This is a genomic window from Kutzneria buriramensis (assembly GCF_003387475.1).
GTDB lineage: Bacteria > Actinomycetota > Actinomycetes > Mycobacteriales > Pseudonocardiaceae > Kutzneria > Kutzneria buriramensis.
On the sequence record NZ_QUNO01000014.1, the window covers coordinates 171144 to 193595 of the forward strand.

The 22452-nt window shown below is 70.7% G+C and carries 19 protein-coding genes; 8 read left to right on the forward strand and 11 right to left on the reverse strand.

All coding sequences use genetic code 11. The annotated features are described in order from the left end of the window. Window positions 1-6: 6 nt before the first annotated feature. On the forward strand, window positions 7-1485 hold the full coding sequence (locus BCF44_RS36140) for an MFS transporter (RefSeq protein ID WP_116178967.1): 1479 nt from the start codon (window positions 7-9) through the stop codon (window positions 1483-1485). A 143-nt stretch (window positions 1486-1628) separates the two neighbouring features. Here BCF44_RS36140 and BCF44_RS36145 read toward each other — a convergent pair whose 3' ends face one another. Next, entirely contained in the window at window positions 1629-2618 is a 990-nt protein-coding gene (locus BCF44_RS36145; RefSeq protein ID WP_116178968.1) for a helix-turn-helix domain-containing protein, read from the reverse strand. Window positions 2619-2724: 106 nt separating this feature from the next. Then, complete coding sequence (locus BCF44_RS36150) at window positions 2725-3708, reverse strand: helix-turn-helix transcriptional regulator (protein WP_116178969.1); 984 nt, start codon at window positions 3706-3708, stop codon at window positions 2725-2727. Window positions 3709-3794: 86 nt separating this feature from the next. On the opposite strand from BCF44_RS36150, the gene BCF44_RS36155 reads away from it, so the two are divergent. From BCF44_RS36155 to BCF44_RS36165, 3 genes are all read left to right on the forward strand, one after another. Next, a complete protein-coding gene (locus BCF44_RS36155; RefSeq protein ID WP_116178970.1) occupies window positions 3795-4742 on the forward strand; it encodes a DNA-3-methyladenine glycosylase family protein in 948 nt (315 codons plus the stop codon). A gap of 85 nt (window positions 4743-4827) precedes the next feature. After that, on the forward strand, window positions 4828-5481 hold the full coding sequence (locus tag BCF44_RS36160) for a hypothetical protein (RefSeq protein WP_116178971.1): 654 nt from the start codon (window positions 4828-4830) through the stop codon (window positions 5479-5481). 182 nt (window positions 5482-5663) lie between these two features. Beyond that, window positions 5664-7565 carry a sialidase family protein gene (locus BCF44_RS36165; RefSeq protein WP_116178972.1) on the forward strand — a complete coding sequence of 634 codons (1902 nt, stop codon included), beginning with the start codon at window positions 5664-5666 and terminating at the stop codon, window positions 7563-7565. 42 nt (window positions 7566-7607) lie between these two features. Here BCF44_RS36165 and BCF44_RS36170 read toward each other — a convergent pair whose 3' ends face one another. Both BCF44_RS36170 and BCF44_RS36175 read right to left on the reverse strand, forming a co-directional pair. Further along, on the reverse strand, window positions 7608-8582 hold the full coding sequence (locus BCF44_RS36170) for an LLM class flavin-dependent oxidoreductase (RefSeq protein ID WP_116178973.1): 975 nt from the start codon (window positions 8580-8582) through the stop codon (window positions 7608-7610). A gap of 94 nt (window positions 8583-8676) precedes the next feature. Continuing rightward, complete coding sequence (locus tag BCF44_RS36175) at window positions 8677-10089, reverse strand: hypothetical protein (RefSeq protein ID WP_116178974.1); 1413 nt, start codon at window positions 10087-10089, stop codon at window positions 8677-8679. A gap of 196 nt (window positions 10090-10285) precedes the next feature. On the opposite strand from BCF44_RS36175, the gene BCF44_RS36180 reads away from it, so the two are divergent. Continuing rightward, window positions 10286-10507 carry a DUF7489 domain-containing protein gene (locus BCF44_RS36180; RefSeq protein WP_116179142.1) on the forward strand — a complete coding sequence of 74 codons (222 nt, stop codon included), beginning with the start codon at window positions 10286-10288 and terminating at the stop codon, window positions 10505-10507. Here BCF44_RS36180 and BCF44_RS36185 read toward each other — a convergent pair. From BCF44_RS36185 to BCF44_RS36210, 6 genes are all read right to left on the reverse strand, one after another. After that, window positions 10497-11615, reverse strand: a complete 1119-nt coding sequence (locus BCF44_RS36185) for a glycosyltransferase (protein ID WP_116178975.1) — start codon at window positions 11613-11615, stop codon at window positions 10497-10499. The genes BCF44_RS36180 and BCF44_RS36185 overlap by 11 nt on opposite strands. A gap of 130 nt (window positions 11616-11745) precedes the next feature. Beyond that, entirely contained in the window at window positions 11746-12690 is a 945-nt protein-coding gene (locus BCF44_RS36190) for a TolB-like translocation protein (protein WP_116178976.1), read from the reverse strand. Continuing rightward, window positions 12687-13919, reverse strand: a complete 1233-nt coding sequence (locus BCF44_RS36195) for an MFS transporter (protein WP_116178977.1) — start codon at window positions 13917-13919, stop codon at window positions 12687-12689. The genes BCF44_RS36190 and BCF44_RS36195 overlap by 4 nt, the downstream gene beginning before the upstream one ends. An 8-nt stretch (window positions 13920-13927) precedes the next feature. Beyond that, window positions 13928-15499 (reverse strand): discoidin domain-containing protein, encoded by a 1572-nt coding sequence (locus BCF44_RS36200; RefSeq protein WP_116179143.1) that lies wholly within the window; start codon window positions 15497-15499, stop codon window positions 13928-13930. A 284-nt stretch (window positions 15500-15783) separates the two neighbouring features. Beyond that, window positions 15784-16425, reverse strand: coding sequence for a response regulator transcription factor (locus BCF44_RS36205; RefSeq protein ID WP_116178978.1), 642 nt, complete (start codon window positions 16423-16425; stop codon window positions 15784-15786). 9 nt (window positions 16426-16434) lie between these two features. Further along, window positions 16435-17670, reverse strand: a complete 1236-nt coding sequence (locus tag BCF44_RS36210; protein WP_170217936.1) for a sensor histidine kinase — start codon at window positions 17668-17670, stop codon at window positions 16435-16437. A 135-nt stretch (window positions 17671-17805) separates the two neighbouring features. Between BCF44_RS36210 and BCF44_RS36215 the strand changes: the two genes are divergently transcribed. Beyond that, the gene (locus tag BCF44_RS36215; protein WP_116178980.1) at window positions 17806-18543 is read left to right on the forward strand and encodes an ABC transporter ATP-binding protein; all 738 of its coding nucleotides are present in this window, start codon (window positions 17806-17808) and stop codon (window positions 18541-18543) included. After that, complete coding sequence (locus BCF44_RS36220; RefSeq protein ID WP_342775686.1) at window positions 18540-21050, forward strand: FtsX-like permease family protein; 2511 nt, start codon at window positions 18540-18542, stop codon at window positions 21048-21050. Before BCF44_RS36215 ends, BCF44_RS36220 begins: the two co-directional genes overlap by 4 nt. 4 nt (window positions 21051-21054) lie before the next feature. Here the strand turns inward: BCF44_RS36220 and BCF44_RS36225 are convergent, their stop codons facing one another. Then, complete coding sequence (locus tag BCF44_RS36225) at window positions 21055-21576, reverse strand: PadR family transcriptional regulator (protein ID WP_116178981.1); 522 nt, start codon at window positions 21574-21576, stop codon at window positions 21055-21057. A gap of 169 nt (window positions 21577-21745) precedes the next feature. On the opposite strand from BCF44_RS36225, the gene BCF44_RS36230 reads away from it, so the two are divergent. Further along, window positions 21746-22381, forward strand: a complete 636-nt coding sequence (locus tag BCF44_RS36230; protein WP_116178982.1) for a TMEM175 family protein — start codon at window positions 21746-21748, stop codon at window positions 22379-22381. Window positions 22382-22452: the final 71 nt, after the last annotated feature.

Genomic DNA, 22452 nt, shown 5'->3' on the forward strand with positions numbered 1-22452 from the left:
AGACGGATGACCATCGCCCCCACCGCTGTGGTTCCCACAGCGCCCGCCGCGGCCGACAGCCGCCGGTGGCTCGCCCTCGCGGTGGTGATGACCGCCGCCTTCATGGACCTGGTCGACGTCACCATCGTCAACATCGCCGTGCCCAGCATCCAACGCGACACCGGAGCCTCGTTCAGCGCGGTCCAGTGGATCACCGGCGGCTACGCGCTGGCGTTCGCGCTCGGCCTGATCACCGGCGGACGACTCGGCGACATCTTCGGCCGCAAGCGCCTGTTCCTGCTCGGCATCGGCGGCTTCACCGTCGCCTCCGCGCTGTGCGGACTCGCGGTCAGCCCCGACATGCTGGTGGCCTCGCGCATTCTCCAGGGCGCGGCCGGCGCGATGATGGTGCCGCAGGTGCTGTCGATCATCCACGTCACGTTCCCGGCCGAGGAGCGCGGCAAGGTGTTCGGCATGTACGGGGCCATGGTCGGCCTCGGCGCGGTCGCCGGCCCGCTGCTGGGCGCGCTGCTGACCCAGTGGAACCTGTTCGGCCTCGAGTGGCGGCCGATCTTCCTGGTGAACCTGCCGATCGGCGTCGCCGGCCTGCTGCTGGGCGCCAGGTTCATCACCGAGTCCCGCAGCCCCAACGCCTTGCGCATCGACGTCGTCGGCACCGTGCTGGCCACCGTCGGCCTGCTGCTGGTGCTCTTCCCGCTGACCCAGGGCGAGCAGCTCGGGTGGCCACTGTGGACGTTCGCGTCGATGGTCGCCGGCGTGGTCGTGTTCATCGGCTTCATCGCCTTCGAGCGGGCCAAGATGCGCCGCAGCGGCTCGCCGCTGGTGGAGCTCTCGCTGTTCCGGATCAAGAGCTTCGCCGCCGGCATCGGCGTGCAGCTGGTCTTCGGCGCCACCACCGGCATCTTCTTCCTGATCTGGACGCTGTACATGCAGACCGGCCTCGGCTGGGACACCCTCCAGGCCGGCCTGACCGCCGTGCCGTTCTCGATCGCCGTCGGCGGCGCGGCCGGCGTGTCGGTCGCGGTGCTGGTGCCCAAGTTCGGCCGCAAGGTGCTCCAGGCCGGGGCGCTGGTGATGACCGTCGGCGTGCTGGTCTACATGCTGCTGGTCAACGGCATCGGCACCGGGATCACCACCTGGGAGATGATCCCGGCGCTGCTGGTGATGGGCTTCGGCATGGGCCTGATCATCTCGCCCATCACCGACGCGATCCTGTCGGACGTGCCGGCCGAGCACTCCGGCTCCGCGTCCGGCCTGATCAGCACCGTGCAGCAGATCGGCTGGGCCTTCGGCCTGGGCCTGGTGTCGGTGGCCTTCTTCGGCGCCGTCGGCAACGTCGCCCCGACCAGCCCGACCCGGGCCGCGGCGTACAGCACCGCGTTCAGCCACGGCCTCTGGTGGGTTGCCGCCGGCCTGGTCCTCGCCTTCGCCCTGATGTTCGCCCTGCCCAAGAAGGTCAAGCCGGCGGCCGAACCCGTCGCCTGACCCTCGCCATGACGCAGGTCCCGGGCTCCCCCACCCGGGACCTGCGTTTTTGCGCGAGTCGCGCTCACAGACAGACCGAATGCGCGAAACCGGCAGATGCTTGTCTGCCGGTTTCGCGCATTCGGTCTGGTGCTGGGTTGTGCCTAGGCGAGCAGCCCTGCGTCGCGGACCATCAGGCCGGCCTGGAAGCGGGTGCGGGCGCCGAGTTCCACCATCAGCGCCGCCACGTGCCGCCGGTACGTCCGCAGCGACATGCCCAGCCGCCGGGCGGACACCTCGTCGGTGCAGCCGCTGGCCAGCATCTGCGCCACGGCGCTGCGCAGCTGCGACGACGCCAGCTCGCCCCGCCCGCCGTCACTGTCCATATCGGACGTGGCGGTGCCCCACAGGTGCTCGAACATCTCGTGCACCCTGGTCACCACCATCGGGTTGCGCACCAGCACCGCACCGGCCGCCGGCTCGTCGCCGGGGCAGGCCGACACCAGAACCGCGCGGCGGTCGAAGATCGCCATCCGGAACCACAGCTGCGGCAGGGCACGCACCTCGCCGCCGGCCCCGGTCAGCTTGTTCACGTAGGACTGAACCGTCAGCTTGGACAACGCGCTGTGCTGCACCAGGGTCCGTACGCCGATGCCCCGCCGCGCCATCTCCAGCTCGCCCGGCAGCACATCGCCGACGGCGGTGGTGCTCAGGTGCGTGGCGGCGAACTCCGAGGAGCACTCCTGGATCAGCCGGTAGCACGCGGCCGGCACGGACTCGCCCGGCGGCAGGAACGTGAAGTCCTCGCTCAGCGGCGCGTTCCCGCGCGCCTCGCGGTACACGGTTCCCAGGCCCTGCAACGTCTTCCTGGTCTCCTCGATGAACCGCTGCTTCGCGTACAGCTCGGCGAGCACCGGGGTCAGCAGCTCCGCCTCGGCCCATTCCGGCGACGTGGGGCGGAAATGCCCGCCCGCGCCGACCGGCTGGATCAGCCGGGCCGCGTGCAGCCGGGCCAGCGCGTCGGCGGCGCGGTCCTGCGGGATGTCGGCCTCGCGGGCGACGAGCTCGCTGTCCAGCGTGTCGTAGCGCAGCGTCAGCCGGTACAGGTTCAGGGTCTCCTCGTCGATGGCGTGCGCGGACTGCATCGCGGTCACGGTTCCTCCTCCGACGTCACAAATATCCCCGATATCTCGAGGGTAGGGACGCGAGGACGAGCGCAGCCAGCGCGCCTGCACAGTTTGGGTGCAAAGCGTCATGCCGCTACGACTGAAGTTGTACGTCCTCCGGCTCGCCCGCGGCCCTGATCACGCGTCGGCCCAGGCCCCGCAGGTACTCCGCCAGCTCCGGCGGCTCGTGCACCTCGAAGTCGCAGCCCAGCATCGCCAGCCGGAACCCGATCCACTCCAACGAGTCGGCGCGGGTGCGCAGCCGACAGCTGTGCTCGTCGACGACTTCCAGGTCGGCCTTCGCGCCGCCCATCCGCCGGCGGATTTCGTCGAGGGGCGCGTGCAGCGTCGCCACCGCGCGGTACGTCGGGGCTCGCTCGAACAGTTTGCTCGCCACGTACGCCGCCGCGTCCTTGGCCGGCAGCTCGCGCGGCGTGAACCTGGCGCCGGTGAGTTGCGAGTCCCGCATCCGGTCCACGCGGAAGATCCGCCAGTCCGACCGCTCGTTGTCCCACGCGACCAGGTACCACTTCCGCTTGGTCGACACGAGCCGCTGCGGCTCGACCAGCCGGCTGGTGCCGCTGCCGTCGGCCGCCTGATAGCGGAACCGCAGCCGCTCATGGTTGGACACGGCCATCGCGATGGCCGCCAGCTCGTCCGGGTCGACGGTCGGCCCGCCGCTGCCCAGCAGCGGCTCGGTGGCCGCGTTCAGCGCCCCCACCCGGTGCCGCAGCCGGGAGGGCAGCACGTGGAGCAGCTTGGCCAGGGCCCGTACGGAGGCCTCCTCGATGCCGTCCACCGCGTGCCCGGCGGCCGTGCGCAGGCCGACGGCGATGGCCACCGCCTCCTCGTCGTCCAGCAGCAGCGGCGGCATCGCCTGGCCCGCGACCAGGCGATATCCGCCGATCGCGCCCATCGTGGCCTCGACGGGATAGCCCAGGTCGCGCAGCCGGTCGATGTCGCGCCGGATGGTGCGGGCGCTCACCCCGAGCCGCTCGGCCAGCTCGCTGCCCGGCCACTCGCGTGGCGTCTGGAGCAGCGACAGCAGGGTGAGCAGTCGGGCCGGCGTGTCCGTCATGCCGACAAATATGCCACCGATGTGGGACATGTTCTGACCTATATGGGTCCTACCGTCGGGCCAGACGACAACCGAGGGAGCCCGCGATGACCGCCAGCACGATCACCCCGACCAGCGTCTCCGGCGTGCTGCCGGCGGCCCAGCCGTTCGATCTGCGCACGTCGATCCGCTTTCTCCAGGGCTTCGGCGCCTGCCGCGGCGACCAGATCATGACCGAGGACACGCTGACCAAGGCCATCGCCATCGGCGGCCAGGCCGTCGTGTTCCGGGTGACGCCGACCGAGGGCGGCGTCGACTACGACCTGCACTCCGACCGTCCCATCTCCGCCGGGCTGCGGGCCGCGGTGCTGGACAAGATCGACGGCTACCTGAGCCTGTCCGACGACCTGTCCGAGTTCTACGCCCAGGCCGCCGGCGACCACCCCGACTACGCGCGGCTGGTCAAGGCGCTGTGGGGGCTGCACCAGGTCCGGTTCCTGACGGTGGCCGAGATCGGCGTCTGGGCGGTGCTGTCCCAGCGCACCCCGAAGAACGTCTCGACCTCGCTCAAGCGCCGCATCACCCAGATGTTCGGCCGCAAGATCAGCTACGACGGGCTGGAGTTCCAGGCGTTCCCGGAGCTCACCGACCTGCGGCCGCTGGACGTGAGCGACTGGATCTCGATCGTCAAGAACGCGCGCAAGGCGGAGTACCTGGCCAGCCTCGTCGAGGGACTGCTGGACATCGGCGAGGACTACCTGCGCACCGCGTCCTACACCCAGGCCACCAAGGCGCTGCGCGGCATCAAGGGCGTCGGCGAGTTCTCGGCCGCCGCGATCCTGCTGCGCGGGCTCGGGCGGATGGACTTCGTGCCGCTGGACATGCCGGCGTTCGCCGACGCGACCGCGAAGGTGTACGGGGAGGGCTACGACAACCAGAAGCTGCGCAGCCGCTACGGTGACAACCTCGGTTACTGGGCGTACTACCTGCACACCGGCTTGGGGGCGCTGAAGAACGAGGCGCTGGGGCCCGTGGCCTGCGGCGCCGGTCGCTGACACTTTCCTGTCATCGCCCCGATGTGGACACGGTGGGTGACCGTGTCGACGATGTAGGTAACCGAAATTCGTGAGGAGCCGTTGGATGTCGGACTTCGTTTTCCCCGCGACGAGTTCGGCTCGAGCCGCCCCGTTCGCCCTGAGCTCGCGCGACGTCGAGCTCACGCACGCGGAGTTGGCCAAGGCGGTCGAGGCCGTGGCCGACGGTGAGCAGACGATGGTGGACGGCGTGGTGACGCCGTACCACCTCGTGCTCGCCTGGTCGCGGCTTTCCGGTGCCCCGCAACGGCTTTCCCCCGCCGGCGGGACAGTGCTGGTGGCCGCGCTGCCGGCCGAGGACCTGGACGAGCTGGCCGCCGGGGCGCTCGCCGTCGTCCAGGCCGGCGGGTGGGTGCACTGCGTCTCTTCGGCGCGCGCGGGCGACGTCCTGGACGAGCTCACCGCCGTCCACGCCACCGATCTCGTCGCCGCCGCGTCGTCGCTGCGCATGTTCCGCCGCGCCCTGGAGGCCGAGCTCGTGGCCGGGCCGCTGTCCGTGCTGGCGGTGTTCGAGGGCCTGCAACGCAGCGAAAGCCACACGAGGCGGGAGCGCCGCACCCTGTTGCCAGCGCTGTATTCGCGTCTCGGCGGGCGCCTGCTCACCATCCGCTGCGTCGGCGAGCCCCTCGACCCGGAGACCACCACCTTCTACACCCGCGCCGGCCTGCTCGTCCGCCACGCTTTCAGTGATAATGTTTGAACAGGAAAGTGAATTGCTTCCCACTGTGTTCGGCCGACTCCGCTCGGACGTTTTTCACAATTGACGACATCAGGGTCTGGGCCGATCGGATGATTGCCCCGGTATCGGGAACGGAACTAGCTTCGGGTGATTTCTGCCGACCCGGCGGGAAATCGTGCGCACCTCCGGACTAAGGAGTCCGCATGCACCCGACAAGATCCACCCTGTCCCTGCTCGCGACGGTCGCGCTGGCCGCGGCGGGACTGGGCGTCGTCGCGGTCCCCGAGGCCGCCGCCACGCCGTTCGGCTACGCCAGCCTGAAGCCGATCCAGCAGCATCACGTGTCCGGCCTGCTCGCGACCGTCCTCAACGGCGAGGACCCGGCCAACCGGGCCCAGGCCCTGGCGCCCCGTGACGTCCACCGGGCGGCGGCCGCGCCCTGCACGAACAGCTTCGGCGACGACGTGAAGGTCAACCAGAACTGCCTGAACATCTCCGACACCGATCTGCAGGGCCGAGGCCAGGCGCAGAACGAGACGTGGATGGCGGCGGACCCGAACAATCCGGCGCATCTGCTCGCCAGCTACAACGACTACCGCCGCGGCGACGGAACCTGCGGCGTGACGTACTCGCTGGACGGCGGCCGTTCCTGGGCCGATTCCACCGTGCCCGACGGCTTCACCCGCGGCGCCGCATTCGGCGGCGCTCCGCGCCAGTACTGGCAGGCCGGCGGCGACACCTCCACGGCGTGGGACACCAAGGGCAACGCCTACCTGTCGTGCCAGGTGTTCAACCGGGGCGCGGGCACCTCGGCCAATCCGGACCAGTCCAGCGCGTTCTACGTCTTCCGGTCCACCGCCACCTTCGGCGCATCGTTCGACTTCACCGGGCGTCCCGTGGCCGAACGCGACGACACCGCCGGGGCCGGGAACTTCCTGCTGGACAAGCAATTGATCACCGTGGACAACCACGCCGGCAGCCCGTTCGCCGACCGCGTCTACGTCACGTGGACCACGTTCGCGGACGACGGCACCGGCTACATCTACGAGTCGCACTCCGCCGACTACGGCCAGTCGTTCTCCGCGCCGGTGCTGGTCAGCACCACGAGCGCCTTGTGTGACAACACCTTGGGCCTGCCGACGCCGGGCGGCACCTGCAACCAGAACCAGGACTCGCAGCCGTTCACCGGCCCCGACGGCGCGCTCTACGTGGCGTTCAACAACTTCAACAACGCGGTGAGCGGCAACGAGAACCGCAGCCAGGTGCTGCTGGCCAAGTCCACCGACGGCGGCGCGAGCTTCTCCGCGCCCACCCGGGTCGGTTACTTCTACGAGTTGCCCGACTGCGCCGCCTACCAGAACGGCCAGGACCCCGGCCGCGCCTGCGTGCCGGAGAAGGGCCCGTCGGCCAACTCGATCTTCCGCGCCAGCAACTACCCGATCGGCGCGGTCGACCCCACCCACGGCAACCGGGTCGTGGTGACCTACGGCTCGTACATCAACCGGAACTCCAACGAGACCACCGGGTGCACGCCCGCCGGCCTGTCGCCCAGCACCGGCGGCAACCTCTACACCGGCGTGAAGACCGGCACCTGCAACAACGACATCGTGCTGTCCACGTCCACGAACTCCGGCGCCAGTTTCACCGGCGGCAGCACCGATCCGCGTGCCCTCGCGGTGGTCAGCACCGGCGCCGGGCAGGCCCGCACCGACCAGTTCTGGCAGGCGGCCGACTTCTCGCCCAACGGGACCCTGGCCGTCAGCTACTACGACCGGCAGTACGGCTCGGACGAGAACCTCGGCTTCTCGGACATCACCGCCTCCACCAGCACGGACCTGAGCACCTTCCGGCACGTGCGGGCGACGTCGACCAGCATGCCGCCGCCGACCCAGTTCAGCGGCACGTTCATCGGTGACTACGCCGGCATCGCCGTCACCGGCCGGACCGTCTACCCGATCTGGTCGGACACCCGTGCGGCCGACCAGTTCCTCTGCCCCGGCACGGGAACCCCGACCACCCCGCCGGCGGTGTGCGAGGGCGGGGCGAGCAACGCCTCCGTCGCCAACGACGAGGACGCCTACACCACAGGAATCTCGCTCCGTTAGCAATCGTTGGTAGGGGCCGAAGCCGGCCCCTACCAACGGACGCTACTGACGGCAGGCCTCGGCGAGCAGTTCGTACGAGCGGATCCGGCTCGCGTGGTCGTGGACGATGGTCACGGCCATCAGCTCGTCGGCCCCGGTGGCCCGGAACAGCTCGGCCACCCGGTCCCGCACCCGCGACGGCGAACCCCACACCTGGCGGTCCAGCCGGTCGGTGGCCCACTCCCGCTGGGCCGGCGTGTACGGGAAGTCGGCGGCCTGCGCCGGCGTCGGGAACAGGGCGTCCAGGTTGCCGGCGCGCATCTGGATATGGCCGACGAGGAACGGCGCGGCCAACGCCCGCGCGGCCTCGTCGGTGTCGGCGGCGATCACCAGCGCGGCGATCAGGACGTACGGGCGCTCGGCGTGCGGACCGGGCCGGAACGACTCGTGATAGGCGGCGACGGATTCGACGGTGGCGGCCGGGTTGATGTGGTGCGCGTAGGCGTACGGCAGGCCGAGCTCGCCGGCGAGCCGGGCGCTGTCGGGGCTGGAGCCCAGCAGGATCATGGGCGGCCGGTTCTCGGCGGCGGCGCCGGCATGAGCCGGGGCCCCGTCGGCGAAGTAGCCGGCCAGCTCGGTGAGCTGCCCACGGAAGTCGGTCTCGACCCGACGCAGCAGCTGGGCGGTCGCGGCGCCGACGCTGCCGGGGGCCCGGCCGACGCCGAGGTCGATCCGGCCGGGATGCAGGGCCTCCAGGGTGCCGAACTGCTCGGCGACGACCAGCGGCGCGTGGTTCGGCAGCATCACGCCGCCGGAACCGACCCGGATGGTGGACGTCGCCGCTGCGACCGCGCCGACCAGCACGGCCGTCGCCGATGTGGCGAGGCTGGGGACGTTGTGGTGCTCGGCGATCCAGAACCGGCCGTACCCGAGCTCCTCCAGCCGCTCGGCCAGCGCGATCGTGTTGCGCAGTGACCGGGTCGCGGTCGTGTCGGCCCACACCGGGGCGACGTCCAACGCGGCCAACGGAACCTTCACGCGATCCTCCCCCTGCACCGATGCCGTCCCCGCCAGCCTGCCTCATTTTCGGTCGGCAGGTGGCGGGGACGGCGATTTCGGTGGTGAGGAGGCCTCAGGGCTTCTCGGCGTGGAAGTCGACCGTGACGGTGTTGGTGTCAAGGCCGGGCCAGTCGACGACGGCGGTGTAGCTGCCGGTCTCGGGCATGGTCGTGACGGCCATCAGCGCGGTCGCGCAGGTGCCGGTCGCGACGACGGTGCCGCTGGGGCCGTACACCGTGGTGCGGGCGGTGCCGCTGGCGAGTTGGCAGGTGGCGGAGACCCGGTCACCCTGGTAGGCGTAGAAGCCGAACCGGGCGTTCTGGGCGGTCTGCGTGGTGGTGACCGACAGCGGGTGGTCGAAGAAGCGGACCACCGTGAACGGGTCCCGCACCTTGAAGATCCGCAGGTCGAACGAGTCGGTGGCGCCGTCGCGGGGATCGATCTCGAAGGTGTGCGGCCCCGAGGTCCACTTCCACTCGCTGTCCATGACGATGCGGCCCTCGGCCGACGGCGCGTGCCGGCACACCCGCGACTCGGCCGGCACGTACTGGGTCGGCGGCGCGAACAGCAGCGTCGGGGTCCACTGTGGAGTGTCGCCGCGCTGCTCGCACGTGATCAGCGCGTGCTCGTTCGCCCCCAACGTGAAGGTGGCCTTGGCGTTCTGGCCCGGGCCGGTGGTGGTGAGAGTGAAAGGCGTGCCGTCGGTGGGCGCCGCGACGGTCACCGTCGGCAGGGTCCTGCTCAGGGTCACCGTGGCGCCGAGGTCGGTCATCCAGCTGTTGTCAAGGAGCACCGAGTACGTGCCGTCGGCCGGCAGCGTGGGGGTGTAGTTGAACAGATCACCGTGCTGGCACCAACCCCACGTCTGCGGCGAGGCCTCGTTGGGCACGATGGCGCCGCGGGCGTCCACCAGGGCTCCGGTCACGCCGCGGCCGGCCACCGGGGACTCGCACGTGACCCGGACCCGGTCGCCGGCTTTGCCGTCGAAGGTGAGGAGAGCATCCTGGCCCTTGGCCGTGGGAGCGAACGTGACCGGGCTGCCGTCCAGTGCGACGTGGGTGTGCACGTCGTCGAAGGCGCGGTAGGACAGCCTCACCGTGAACGGCTGGCCGTTGTTCGGGGCCAGCACGAGCTTGTAGGGGCCGTCGTGCTCGATGGCCTGCTCGTCCATGGCGGGCTCGGGCATGACCCGCCGGGAGCAGCCGGTCCAGCTGTCGGCGAGGACTCGCTGGTTCTTCTTGTCGTACAGCCACGTCCTGAGCACGCTGGAGTCGCTGGTGGTGTCGCAGAACAGGATCACGTGCTGGCCGCCGGCGGCGTCGAAGTGCACGTTGACGGTCTGCGTCGGATCCGTGGTGGTGACCTCCGTCGTGGTGCCGTCGTTGGTCAGCGTCACGTCGATGGCGGTGGCCGCCGCGGCAGCCGGGGCTGCGATCACCGATGCGGTCAGGACGAGGGCGCCGAGCAGGGCGCGCATGTGGAGCATGCGGCGCACCGTATCGACCGATGATCACCAAAGCGCCCAAATAAGACCAATGTTCGCAAAGTGCGCCCCTAGGTGCGATTCGGGCGGCACAAGGGCTAAGCGACGTCCCGCCTACCGGCGCATCAACCGACCGGTTGATGCCGGTCCGGCTGCCCGGTTGAGCCGGGTGACCGTGGCGTCGCAGCAGACTTGGGGCATGTTCAAGTCACGACAGCCCGCCCCGGACGAGGCGTGGGAAGGCGTAGTCCTCGACAAGTCGCGCGGCATGGCCGACGGCTCCAACCTGTACCGCTACCTCACGGTGCGACTGTCCACCGGCGAGACGAGGAAGATCCGGGCCGACCGCGGCCTGTGGGACTCCGTCGCCGAGGGGGACGGGATCGTCAAACGGGCCGGCGCCGACCCGGTCAAGAAGTAAGGCCCACCAGGTCGTCAACGACCGCCGCGGCAGAGGGGAGCGCGGCGATCTCGTCGGCCACGCGCCGGGCGACGTCCCAGGCGGCGGGGTCGTCGAGCAGCGCTCGGGCGGCCGCCTCGACGGCGTCCGCGGTGATCTCCTCGCCGACCAGGGACTTCGCGGCGCCGAGGTCGGACAGTACGGCGGCGTTGACGAACTGGTCGGCGCCCTGCGGCAGGACGAGCTGGGGGAGCCCGGCGGCGAGCGTGCCCAGCACGGTGCCGGTGCCGCCGTGGTGCACGACGAACGCCGCGTGGCGGAGCACCTCCGCCTGCGGCACGAATCGTGCGACGTGCACCCGGTCCGGCAGCGGGCCGAGCACGGCCGGATCGCCGGGGCCGAGCGCCACGAGGACGTCCACCGGGAGCCGCGAGAGTCCCTCGATGGCCGCCCGCAGCACGGAAGTCGCACCGAACGCCACCGTGCCGAGCGTGAGGTACACGAGCCGCCGCGAGGCGGTCACGACCGCCGGCAGCAGCACATCCAGGTCGAAAGGCGTGGGACGCATGCGAAGGACCGTCGGCAGGGCGGCGACCACGGGGTCGCGCACGGCATCCGGCCAGAGGTCGATGACGGTGTCGCCCATCATCGCGTCGGCGGGAGCCGGACCGTCCTCCCACAGCCACGCCATCCGTGCCGCCGCCGCGGCCAGGATCTGCGGCGGCATCGAGCGGCCGATCACGTGTGAGACGACGGGAACGGACGCCTCCCTCGCCGCTTTCGCCGCGCCGACGTCGCTCTGCTCGTAGACGACCAGGTCCGGCTTCAGACCCGGCAGCAGTCGCCGCAGGTCGTCGTGGGTGGCGTGCGGCAGGATGTCGCCGAACATCGTCACGCCGAGCGTCGCGAAGTCGGCGTCCTGGCCGTGCCGCCGCACGGCTTCGGCTTCGGCCTCGCCGACCGCGATGCCCACTCGGTGGGCGGCGAAACCGAGACCCCGCACCGTGTCCAGCATCGCCTCGCCGGTGCCGAAGACCACCTCGTGCCCGACGTCGCGGGCCGCCGAGGCCAGCGGCAGCAGCGGAAGGAGGTGGCCGTACGCGGGGCGGCACGAGAACACGATTCGCACCCGCCCGAGCGTAACCGTCAACCGCTCGGCTCGTGGGCGGCTTTGCCGAACGGAGGAAAGAGGGGGAGCCCGCGCGGTGGCGGCCGACGCGGGCTCCCATCGCCGCGCACCCATCGCGGCGAGTCCGGCATCACCCCGTGACGGCTGGGGAGGCGGCGTCGGCGGCGAGCCGCCGGGGTGTGCCGGAGCCATCGGCGGGAACGGACCACACGGCGTTGTCCAAGCCGTAGAGGACCGTGTGGTCGTCCTGCCAGAGCGCCTGGTCGTCCACGCTGCGCGTCTCGGCCAGCGCGGTCTCCTTCATCGTGGCCAGGTCGAGGACGGACAGGCGCCAGACGCCGTCGCCGACCTTCTTCTTGAACGCCACCCGCGTGCCGTCCGGGGACAGCGACGGGCATTCGACGTTCTCGCGCACCACCTTCCCGCGATAGTGCGAGTAGTCGCCCTCGACCAGGTACGTCTTTCCGCCGGTGCCGAGGGTCGTGTAGAAGCGGTTGCCGTCGGCGGCGAAGGTGATGCCCCAGAAGTTGACGTCCGCGGCGGTGTACCGGCTGCCGTCCTTGTAGACCGCCAGCTCCTCGATCGTCTTGACCAGCGTGCCGGTCTCGACCTCGTAGATACCGGCGCGGGTGGAGAATCCCGTTGCGGCATAAGAGTCTCCGGTGACGAACAGCGTCCAGTGGACGAGCTTGCCGTCGGGGGACACCCGCGCGCGGCTGGGTGTCCCGCCGAGGGACTCGGTGTGCCGGACGTTGAGGTGGTCGTCGAGCACGATCACGTCGGTCACGGCCGGCAGCGTGCCCGGCTCGACCGCCAGGCACACCGCGGTCTGCTTGGCCACGGCGAACCGGTCGCACCGCAGGCCGCTGACTTTCGGCTTCGCACCGGGATTGTCGAGCGGCACGGAGGCGATGCGGCCGGTGGACACGTCGCGGTACAACAACTGCCCGGGTGCGAGGGTGAGCTGCGCCGGCGGCAGGGCCGCCGCGGTGTCGGGCCGGGAGCTGACGACGTAGATGACGGCCGCGGCGATCAGGACAAGCGTGCCGGCGAAGGCGAGGATGATCTTCTTCACGGGCGCACCGGCCTCACCAGCGCGGCGGCCAGGGCAACGGCCGCCAGGCATCCGGCGGCGACGAGCACCGCCGGCCGCAGGTCCCACAACGTCCACGCAAGTCCGAAGAGGACGGACGAAAACATGCGCGCTCCCGCCTGTCCGGTCTGCACGACCGCCAACCCGGTGGCCCGAAGTGCCTTGGGCACGAGCGGTCCGGCGGCGGCCATCAGCACGCCGTCGGTGGCCGCGTAGAACACGCCGTGCAGGCCGAGTGCGACCACACCGAGCCAGAACCCCGCCTGCGGACCGCAGATCAGCACGAGGGCCAGGCACAGCGCGGCATGCCCGCCGAGGAACACCGGCCACCGACCGACCCGGTCGGCGACCTTGCCGAGCGGCACGGCCAACAGCAGGTACACGCCGGCGGTGCCCAGCGGCAGCAACGGGAAGTACGTCGCCGCGACGTCCCAACGCCGTTGCAGCAGCAGGTAGATGAACGAGTCGCCGACGGTCACCAGCCCCAGCAGTGCCGCCCAGACTGTCACCCGCCGGAAGTCCTTGCTACGCAAAAGACCTAGGGCGGCCCGGAGCGATACGGCGGCGCGATCCACCGAGCCCGGACGGTCGCGGACGAACAGGGCCAGCAGCAGCACCGCGATCGCCGCGACGCAGAAGCTGGTGAAGAACACCGAGGTGTAGCTGCCGAGGCTCAGCGCGAGCACCGCCATCGCCACCAGCGGTCCGAGGAAGGCGCCGACGGTGTCCAGCGCGCGGTGCACGCCGAACGACCGGCCGAGCGTGCCGGGCTCGCTGCTCAGCGAGATCAGCGCATCCCGTGGGGCGGTGCGGATTCCTTTGCCGGTGCGGTCGGCGGCGAGCACGACGCCGATGGCCGCGACCGACGAGCCGGCCGCGATCAGGCCGAGTTTGCACACCGCGGACAAGCCGTACCCGAGCCCCGCGACCGCCTTGAGTCGCCGCCACCGATCGGCGAGATGCCCGCCGAGCACCCGCACGACCGCGGTCGCGCCGGCGTAGAGCCCGTCCAACAGCCCGAACTGCAAGGGATTCAGGCCGAGGCCGAGCACCAGGTAGAGCGGCAGCACGGCGGTGACCATCTCCGAGGAGACGTCGGTGACCAGGCTGACCACGCCGAGCGCCACCACGTTGGCGGCCACCCGCCGCAGCGCCGGTTTCCGTTCCGTGCCCGCCGCGAGATCCGAGGTACGGCTTGCCGCGATGTACATGCCGCCCCCTACTTGTGGCAGGTGTAGGTCGGGCTGCTGTCCAGCGTCTTGCCGTCGACGCCGATCAGCTGCGTCTGGAACGTGGTGTCCGTCATGGACAGCTTCAGGACGCCGTACGTGCTCAGCAGCTTGGCCGTCGTCGCATGCTTGGAGTGCAGCGGGTAGAGGTCGGCGCCGCCGGAGCCGCCGACGATCTCGACGGGGCCGTTGGCATCCGCCTTGCCGTTGGCGTCCTGCGGGTTGAACCGCTCGTAGTCGTGGTCATGGCCGTTGAGCACCAGGTCGACCTTGTTGCTCACCATGAGGTTCCACAGCTCGATGCTGTCCTTGTTGTCGCCGTGGTCGCCGGAGCTCCACCGCGGGTGGTGGTAGTACGCGGCCACACAGCCCTTGGTGTTGTTCTGGAGGTCCTGCTTCAGCCACGCCAACTGGTCCGCCCCGCTGTCGTCCGGCGCGAAGTCGTCGTGCGTCATGTAGTCGTCGGAGTTCAGCGCGATGAAGTGCCAGTTGCCCATGTCCCAGCTGTAGTACCGCTTGCCGTTGGGCGCGGCGACCGAGCCGAAGTACGTGTCGTAGCCGTTGTACTTCGGGCTGTCGTAGGTGTCGTGGTTGCCGGGCGCCGGGTGCGTGATGCTCTTGAACTGGCCCCAGGTCTTGGCGTAGTACTTGGTGTAGTCCGACAGGTGGGCGTCGTCGTACTGGTTGTCGCCCATGGTGATCACCGCGGCCGGGTTCATCTGCTGCACCAGCTTGGCGGTCTTGGGGTGCACGCAGTTCGAGTCGCTGGCGGTGCACTGCTCGGCGATGTCGCCGGCCGCGGCGAGGATGAACGCGCCGCTGCCGCCGGTCTTGGTCTGCACGGTGATCGGGGCGCTGGCCGGCGACAGGTTGCCGGCAGTGTCCCGGGTGCGGACGGTGTAGCTGTAGCTGGTGTTGGCCGCCAGCCCCATGTCGGTGTACGTGGGCGAGGCGCTGCTGCCGACCACCGTGCCGTTGCGCAGGATGTCGTAGCCGGCGACGGCCACGTTGTCGCTGGCCGCGTTCCAGGTCAGGGTGATGCTGGTGGCGCTGGTGTCGCCGGCGGCGAGACCGGTCGGAGTGGTCGGAGGTGTGGTGTCGCCGGCGGAGTCGTTGAGGCCGTAGACCTGCATCTCGTAGAAGGAGTAGCCGTAGCTGGTGCCGCGGGTCAGGCCGACGAAGCGCACGTACCGGCCGTGGCCGGACAGCCCGGTGAGGTCGTCGGTCTTGCCGTCGCCGTCGTCGACCGAGGTGACGGTGGTGAAGTTGACGCCGTCGTCGGAGGCCTCGATGCGGTACTTCTTGGCGTAGGCGGCTTCCCAGGTGAGGACGACTCGATGGAATGTGGCTTCCTGGCCGAGGTCGATCCGCAGCCACTGCGGGTCGGCGCCCTCGACGCTGGCCCACCGGGTGGAGCCGTTGCCGTCGACGGCCCTGGAGCCGGCGTACGTGGCGCTTTCGACCGTGGAGGTGACGACGGGTTTTCCTTGGGAGAGAAGGACATCATCGTGCGGAGCGGCCATGGCGAAGCCGGCCGGAAGCAGGATGACGGCGGCGACCAACGGACTGAACCGGACGAGTGGTCGTAGGCGGGTGGACGGCACGTCGCGCTCCTTGAGGTGCCTAGGCGGTGGCTGGCGGCGGTGGGGCGGCGCGGGGTGAACATCGGGTTAACGGTAAAGAAAGTTTCCTAACTAACGACGCACTGTAGGAGATCGGGACGGCGCCTGACAAGACTCCGGACCGGCTTGAATCGGTCAAGAGGTCCGATCTCTGCGTGACTCGCGTTCACAAAGGACTCGACCGTGGCCGGCATTGCAGACCGCGCAACGAAAGGGAGCGGCGCTCAGGACTTGAGCCAGGTCACGACGGCGAGCACGCGGCGGTGGTCGTCATCGGACGGCGGAAAATTCAGCTTGGAAAATATCGAGGAGATGTGCTTTTCCACCGCGCCCGCGGTGATCACCAGCCGCTTGCTGATCGCGCTGTTGGTGCGGCCCTCGGCCATCAGGCCCAGCACCTCGCGCTCCCGCGGCGTCAACTCGTCCAGCGGATCCCGCCGCCGGCGCGCGAACAGCCCGGCGACCACCTCGGGATCGAGCACCGTGCCGCCCTCGGTGACCCGGCGCAGCGCGTCGGACAGGTCCTCCAGCTTGGAGATCCGGTCCTTCAGCAGATAGCCGACGCCGCCGGCCGTCTCCGACAAGAGGTCGGAGGCGTAGGACTCCTCGACGTACTGGGACAGCACCAGCACCGCCGTCCCCGGCACCCGCCGCCGGGCCTCGATCGCCGCGCGCAGGCCCTCGTTGCTGAACGACGGCGGCATCCGCACGTCGGTGACCGCCACATCGGGCCGGTGCTCCACGACCGCACGCACCAACTGCTCGCCGTCCCCGACGGCCTCGACCACGGTCGCGCCGGCCTCGTCCAGGAGCCGGACCAAGCCCTCACGCAACAACAGCGAATCCTCGGCAAGCACCACGCGCACGCACGGATGCTACTGGTCGACCGGGATCTCCGCGGTCAGAACCGTCGGCCCGCCGGCCGGGCTGTGCACGTCCAGCTGACCGTCGACCGCGGCGAGCCGGTCGACCAGCCCGGCCAGCCCGTGGCCCTTGCCCAGGTGCGCGCCGCCGACGCCGTCGTCGGTGACACGCAGCCAGAGCGTGTCGGTCTCCAGAGTCACCCGCACCGCGCACTTGCCGGCCCGGGAGTGCTTGGCGACGTTGGTCAGCGCCTCGCTGACCACGAAGTAGGCGGCGTTCTCCACCGCCTCGGGCAGCCGCACGTCCTCCGGCAGCTCACACTCCACCACCGTGTCCACGGGGCAGCGCGCGGCCGCCGCAGCCAGCGCGGGGCCGAGTCCCCGGTCGGTCAGGATGGGCGGCGCGATGCCCCGGGACACCGCCCGTAGCTCGGACAGCGCCTCGCGGCTCTGCGTCAGCGCCTCGTCGACCAGGCCGCGCGCCGCCTCCGGGTTGTCGTCCAGACGCCGACGCACCGCCTCCAGGTCCATGGTCAACCGCACCAGCCGCTGCTGCGGACCGTCGTGGATGTCCCGCTCCACCCGCCGCAGCGTCTGGGCCTCGGCCTGCACGGCGGCGCTGCGGCTGGCGGTCAGCTGCTCGGTCCGGGCCCGCAGCGCCGCCTTCTCGTCGCTGAGCAGCGCCCGGGCCAGCGACACCTGGACCTGCACCAGGCGTCGCAACACCGGTCGCACGGTGGCGAGGAACACCAGCCCGAGCAGGAAGTTCGTGACGGCGGTGCCCACATACCCGTGCCAGCCCAGGAGATCGTTGACACTGCCCGCCGAGGGGCCCGAGACCCACCCGTACAGCGGATACAGCGGGCCGAACACCGCGAGCACGGTCCACATCAGGGACACGATCCAGGTGAACATGGTCAGCGGTAGCGACACGACCCCGTACAGCACGTCCCGCCAGGCCTGCGGATCCCTCAGCACGGCCACGCTCCGCGCGAAGGTGCTGCCGGTCGGCTGCAGGTACGACGTGGGCGGCAGGTCGGCCCCGGTCACCGCGCGTGCCCGGCGTCGCGCCAACTCCGCGAACCACTGCGCGGCGCCGAGCACCGCCGCCAGCAGCGGAATGCCGATCCAGATCACCAACGTCCCGGCGCCCAGCGACACGCCGACGGCGAGCACGGCGAAGCTCGCCAGGGCGATGGGCAACCCGGTGATCAGGTAGACGAAGTCGCGGCGGGCCTGGATCAGCATGCCGCCAAGCATCGCCGCCCGCCGGGCCCCGGTGCCACCGGGGCACCCCGATGGGTGGGGGTGGGGCTAGCCCCACCCCCGACGGGCCAGGTCGCCGGATCGTGTGCCGCCCCCGTCGTTCCTACCATTTTCCAGGTGAATACGACGAACACAGCGCTGGCGCTGGAGTCGGTGCGCAAGGTGTACGGGTCGGGCGACGGCGCGGTCACCGCGCTGGACGGGGTGACGGTCACCCTGCGGCGGGCCAGCTTCACCGCCGTGATGGGGCCGTCCGGCTCCGGCAAGAGCACCTTCCTGCACTGCGCGGCCGGCCTGGACAAGCCGACCTCGGGGCGGGTGCTGCTCGGCGGCACCGACCTCACCGGCCTGCGCGAGACGGCGCTGACCGGTCTGCGCCGCGACCGGATCGGCTTCGTCTTCCAGGCCTACAACCTGTTGCCGTCGCTGACCGTGCGGCAGAACATCACGCTGCCGGCGCGGCTGGCCGGCCGGCAGTTGGATCCCCGCTGGCTGCGGGAGATCGTGGAACGGGTGGGCATCGCCGACCGGCTCGACCACCGGCCGTCCGAGCTGTCCGGCGGCCAGCAGCAGCGGGTGGCCATCGCTCGCGCGCTGGTCGGCAAGCCCGAGGTGCTGCTGGCCGACGAGCCGACCGGCGCGTTGGACACGCGGACCGGCCGGCAGGTGCTCGACCTGCTGCGCGGTGTGGTGGACACGTTGGGGCAGACGGTGTTGATGGTGACGCACGACCCGGTGGCCGCCTCCGCGGCGCACAGCGTGCTGTTCCTGGCCGACGGCAAGCTCGCCGGCGAGCTGGTCCGGCCCACGCCGGAGCGGGTCGCCGAGCGGATGACCCACCTCGGGGAGTGGTGATCACCGTGCTGGACCTGGCCTGGCAGACGATCAAGGCGCGCAAGGGCGGTTTCGTCGGCGCGTTCATCGCGATCCTGTGCGGCACCGCGCTGGTGGCGGGCTGCGGCATTCTGATGGAGTCCGGGCTGCGGGCGGGCGTGCCGGCGCAGCGCTACGCCGGGGCCGCCGTGGTGGTCGGCGGCGACCAGTCCGTGCACGCACCCGGCGGGGACGCGCTGGAGTTCCAGCCGGTCAGCGAGCAGCCGTCGATCTCGGCGGATCTCGTCGGCAAGATCGCCGCCGTGCCCGGTGTGCGGGCGGCGGTGCCGGACGTGAGCTTCCCCGCGCAGGTCGTCGGGGTGTCGGGGGCTTCCCTCGGCCACAACTGGGATTCCACTGCGCTGGCACCGTATGCGCTGCGGGCGGGTCGAGCGCCGGCGGGCCCGGACGAGGTGGCACTGGACGCCGATCTGGCCCGGCGTGCCGGCGTCTCGGTCGGCCAGCGGGTGCAGGTGATGACCCGGTCCGTGCCGGTGTCCTATGTGGTCAGTGGCATCGTCGCCTTACCGGAGACGCCGAGGCAGGCGGCGATGTTCTTCACCGCCGCGCGGGCGGCCGAGCTCGCAGGGCGGCCCGGCCGGGTCACCGCGATCGGCGTTCTTTCGTCCCCCGACAACACATCCGACACTTTGGCCGACCGCGTGAACGCGGTGCTGGCCGGCGACCACGTCTCCGTGGCCACGGGCGTGGAGCGCAGCGCGGTCGAGTTCACCGACGTCGGCCAGACTCGGACCTTGCTGTTCCTGCTGGCCGGCTCCTTCGGCGGTTACGCGCTGATGGTGGCGATCTTCGTGGTGGCCAGCACTTTGGCGCTGGCCGTCGAGCAGCGCCGCCGCGAGTTCGCGCTGCTGCGGGCGATCGCCGCCACGCCGCGGCAGATCCGCAAGCTGATCGGCGTCGAGACGACGGTGGTCGCCACGCTCGCCGGGGTGCTCGGCAGCGGGCTCGGAATCGCGGTGGCGTACGGAATGCGCGACGCCTTCGCGAGCATCGGCTTCGTGCCGGCGGACTTCGAGCTCGCCGTTGGGCCGATCCCGCTGGTGGCGGCGTTTCTGACCGGACTCGGCGCGGCCCGGCTGGCGGCGTGGACCGCCTCGCGGCGTCCCTCCTCGATCAACCCCGTCGAGGCGCTGGGGGAGGCGGCGGTGCAGCCGCGCCGGCTCGGCCGGGCACGGACGATCATCGGCTGGGTGCTCGTCGTCATCGGCACGGGTGCGGCCACGGTGCCGTTGTTCGTGCACGGACAGGCGGCGACGGCGATCTCGGCGTCGTCGGTGCTGGTCAACCTGACCGGCCTAGCGTTGCTGGGGCCCATGGTCGTGGCGAAGGCGGTCGGCCTGGTGGCCTCGATCCTGGGCCGGATCTCCCGCGTCGGCGGGTATCTCGCTGCCGCCAACACCAGCGCGAACACCCGACGTCTGGCCGCCGCGGTGACCCCGCTGATGCTGGCGGTGAGCTTCGCGGTGGTCATCTTCTACAGCGAGGTCATCAGCACCAGCGCCGCCCAACAGCAGACCGCGCAGACGACCACCGCCGACTACACGATCACCGGCGCCGGCGGTGTCTCGCCCGATGTCGCCGTCGCCGCGCGAGGCGTAACCGGGGTGACCGCCGCGACCTCGGTCGTCCGCACCGAGATCATGGTGGCCTACCGTGAGGACAAGAGCTTCCGGATCGAGCGGACGCCGGCCGAGGGCCTCGACCAGGCGAAGGGCGTGCTGGATCTGGGCGTCACCGCGGGCCGGATCGAGGACCTCGCCGGCGACACGGTCGCGTTGAGCCAGGCCGAAGCCGGTTACCTCGGCAAGAATCTCGGCGACACCGTCGACTTCACCTACGGCGACGGTACTCCGGCGCACGCCCGCCTGGTCGCCACCTTCACCCACGACCTCGCCTTCGGCGACTACGTGCTGCCGGCCGCGGCGGTTCGCGCGCACACAACGTCCATGATGGACAGTGCTGTGCTGGTCCGCGGACCGCGGGCCGGCGAGGCGTTGAAGACCTTGGCGCAGCGGTATCCGGGCCTGACCGTCATCGGCGGCACCGTGACCTCGGCACCCCTGGACGGCAATCAGCAGTTCATGCTGAACCTGGTGGCCGTCGGCGTGATCCTGGGCTATGTCGCCATCTCGGTGGCCAACACGCTGGTGATGTCCACCGCGCAGCGCGGCCGGGAGTTCGCGCTGCTGCGGCTGATCGGCAGCACCCGCCGGCAGGTCGCGCGGATGATGCGGGCCGAGGCGCTGCTGACGGTGGGCATCGCGATCGTGCTGGGCTCGCTCATTCCCGTGCTGCCACTGGCTTTGCTCGGCGTCGGGCTCATCGGCAACCCGATCATGCCCACCCCGCTGACCGTCTACTTCGGAATCGTCGCCGGCGCGGCGGCGCTGGGCATCGTGTCGCTCGCCGTGTCGACGAGGATCGGCCTGCGCGCCCGCCCGATCGACGCGATCGGGCTGCGCGAGTAGCGGCTCAGCCGATGATCTGCTCGGTGGCCCAGTCGGTCCAGTCCCGGGTGAGCTCCGACAGGCGCCGGCCGAACTCCAGCACGAGCCGCCCGTAGAGCAGCAGGTCGGTCTCGCCGTCGCCCCAGTCGATGGTGTCGTGGAGGATGCCCAGCGCGATGACGTCCTCCTCGGCGCGTGCCCGCACCCAGCCCAGGTAGTCCCGGACCTGGCCGCGGGTGACGCCGCCGAGGAGGAACACGCGCAGCAGGAGCTCGCTGCGCGGATGCGCCTCGGGCGTGGTCGCCAGCAGCCAGCGTCGCAGCTCGGCCAATCCGGTCGCGGTCGGCGCGTACTCCTTGCGGCCGCGGGGACCCCGCGCCGTGACGGTGACCAGGCCGGCGTCGGCGAGCCTGGCCGGCTCGGTGTAGATCTGGCTCCTCGTCGCCGGCCAGACCGTCCCCAGCGACGCGGTGAAGATCTGGATCAGGTCGTAGCCGCTGGCCGGGCCCTCGCGCAGCAGGCCGATCGGCGCGTGCCGCAGGCTCATCCGGCACCCCTTCCCTCGCTGACGGGTTCGGCCCCGATGTCCGAGTTTGACCATCCAACCCTATACCTTTCTATCTTGACTGGTTCGACATTGACCGTCTACTTTTGGACCGTCTAATGACGGACTGTCGCGCGGAGCCCGCGCGTGGCTTCCCCGAAAGGAACAGTGGATGTCCGAGACTGCTGCGCGCCCGCAGGCGCCCGCCGAGGCCGGCGCCCCGGAACGGTTGATCTACTTCTCGGACGCCGTGATCGCCATCGCCCTCACGCTGCTGGCGCTGGAGCTGCCGACGCCGACCGGCGACGTGCACGGCAACGCCGGCGTGCTCCAGTTCCTGGGCGCGCACTCCGCCGAGTACATCGCGTTCCTGATCAGCTTCGCCGCGGTGGCCATGCACTGGCTGATCCACCAGCGGCTGTTTCGGTACGTGAGCGGCCTCCAGGGCCAGGTGATCCGGTGGAACCTGCTGTGGCTGCTGATGATCGTGCTGATGCCGTTCACCACCAAGCTGCTGACCAGCGAGGCCGACGCCTTCCAGGTGCAGTTCGTCGTCTACGCCGTCGACCAGGCGCTGGCGGGCTTGTTCCTGGTGCTGGCCTTCGGCGGCGTGCGCCGCGGCGGCCTGCTCAAGCCCGCTACCCCGGCCGACGTGGTCACCGAGCAGACGGACTTCATGATCGCGGTGATCGTGATGTTCCTGGTGTCGATTCCGGTCGCCTTCGTGACGAACCTCGCCGAGCTGTGCTGGCTGCTGCTGCCGGTGATCCGCAAGGTCGTGCAGCTCGTCCGGCGGCGGGGCGCCTGAGCTACTCCGGCACCCCCTGGGGCTGACCCCGGCCCCTCGCGCGGATGCCGGGGCGGCGGTTGACTGGGGGT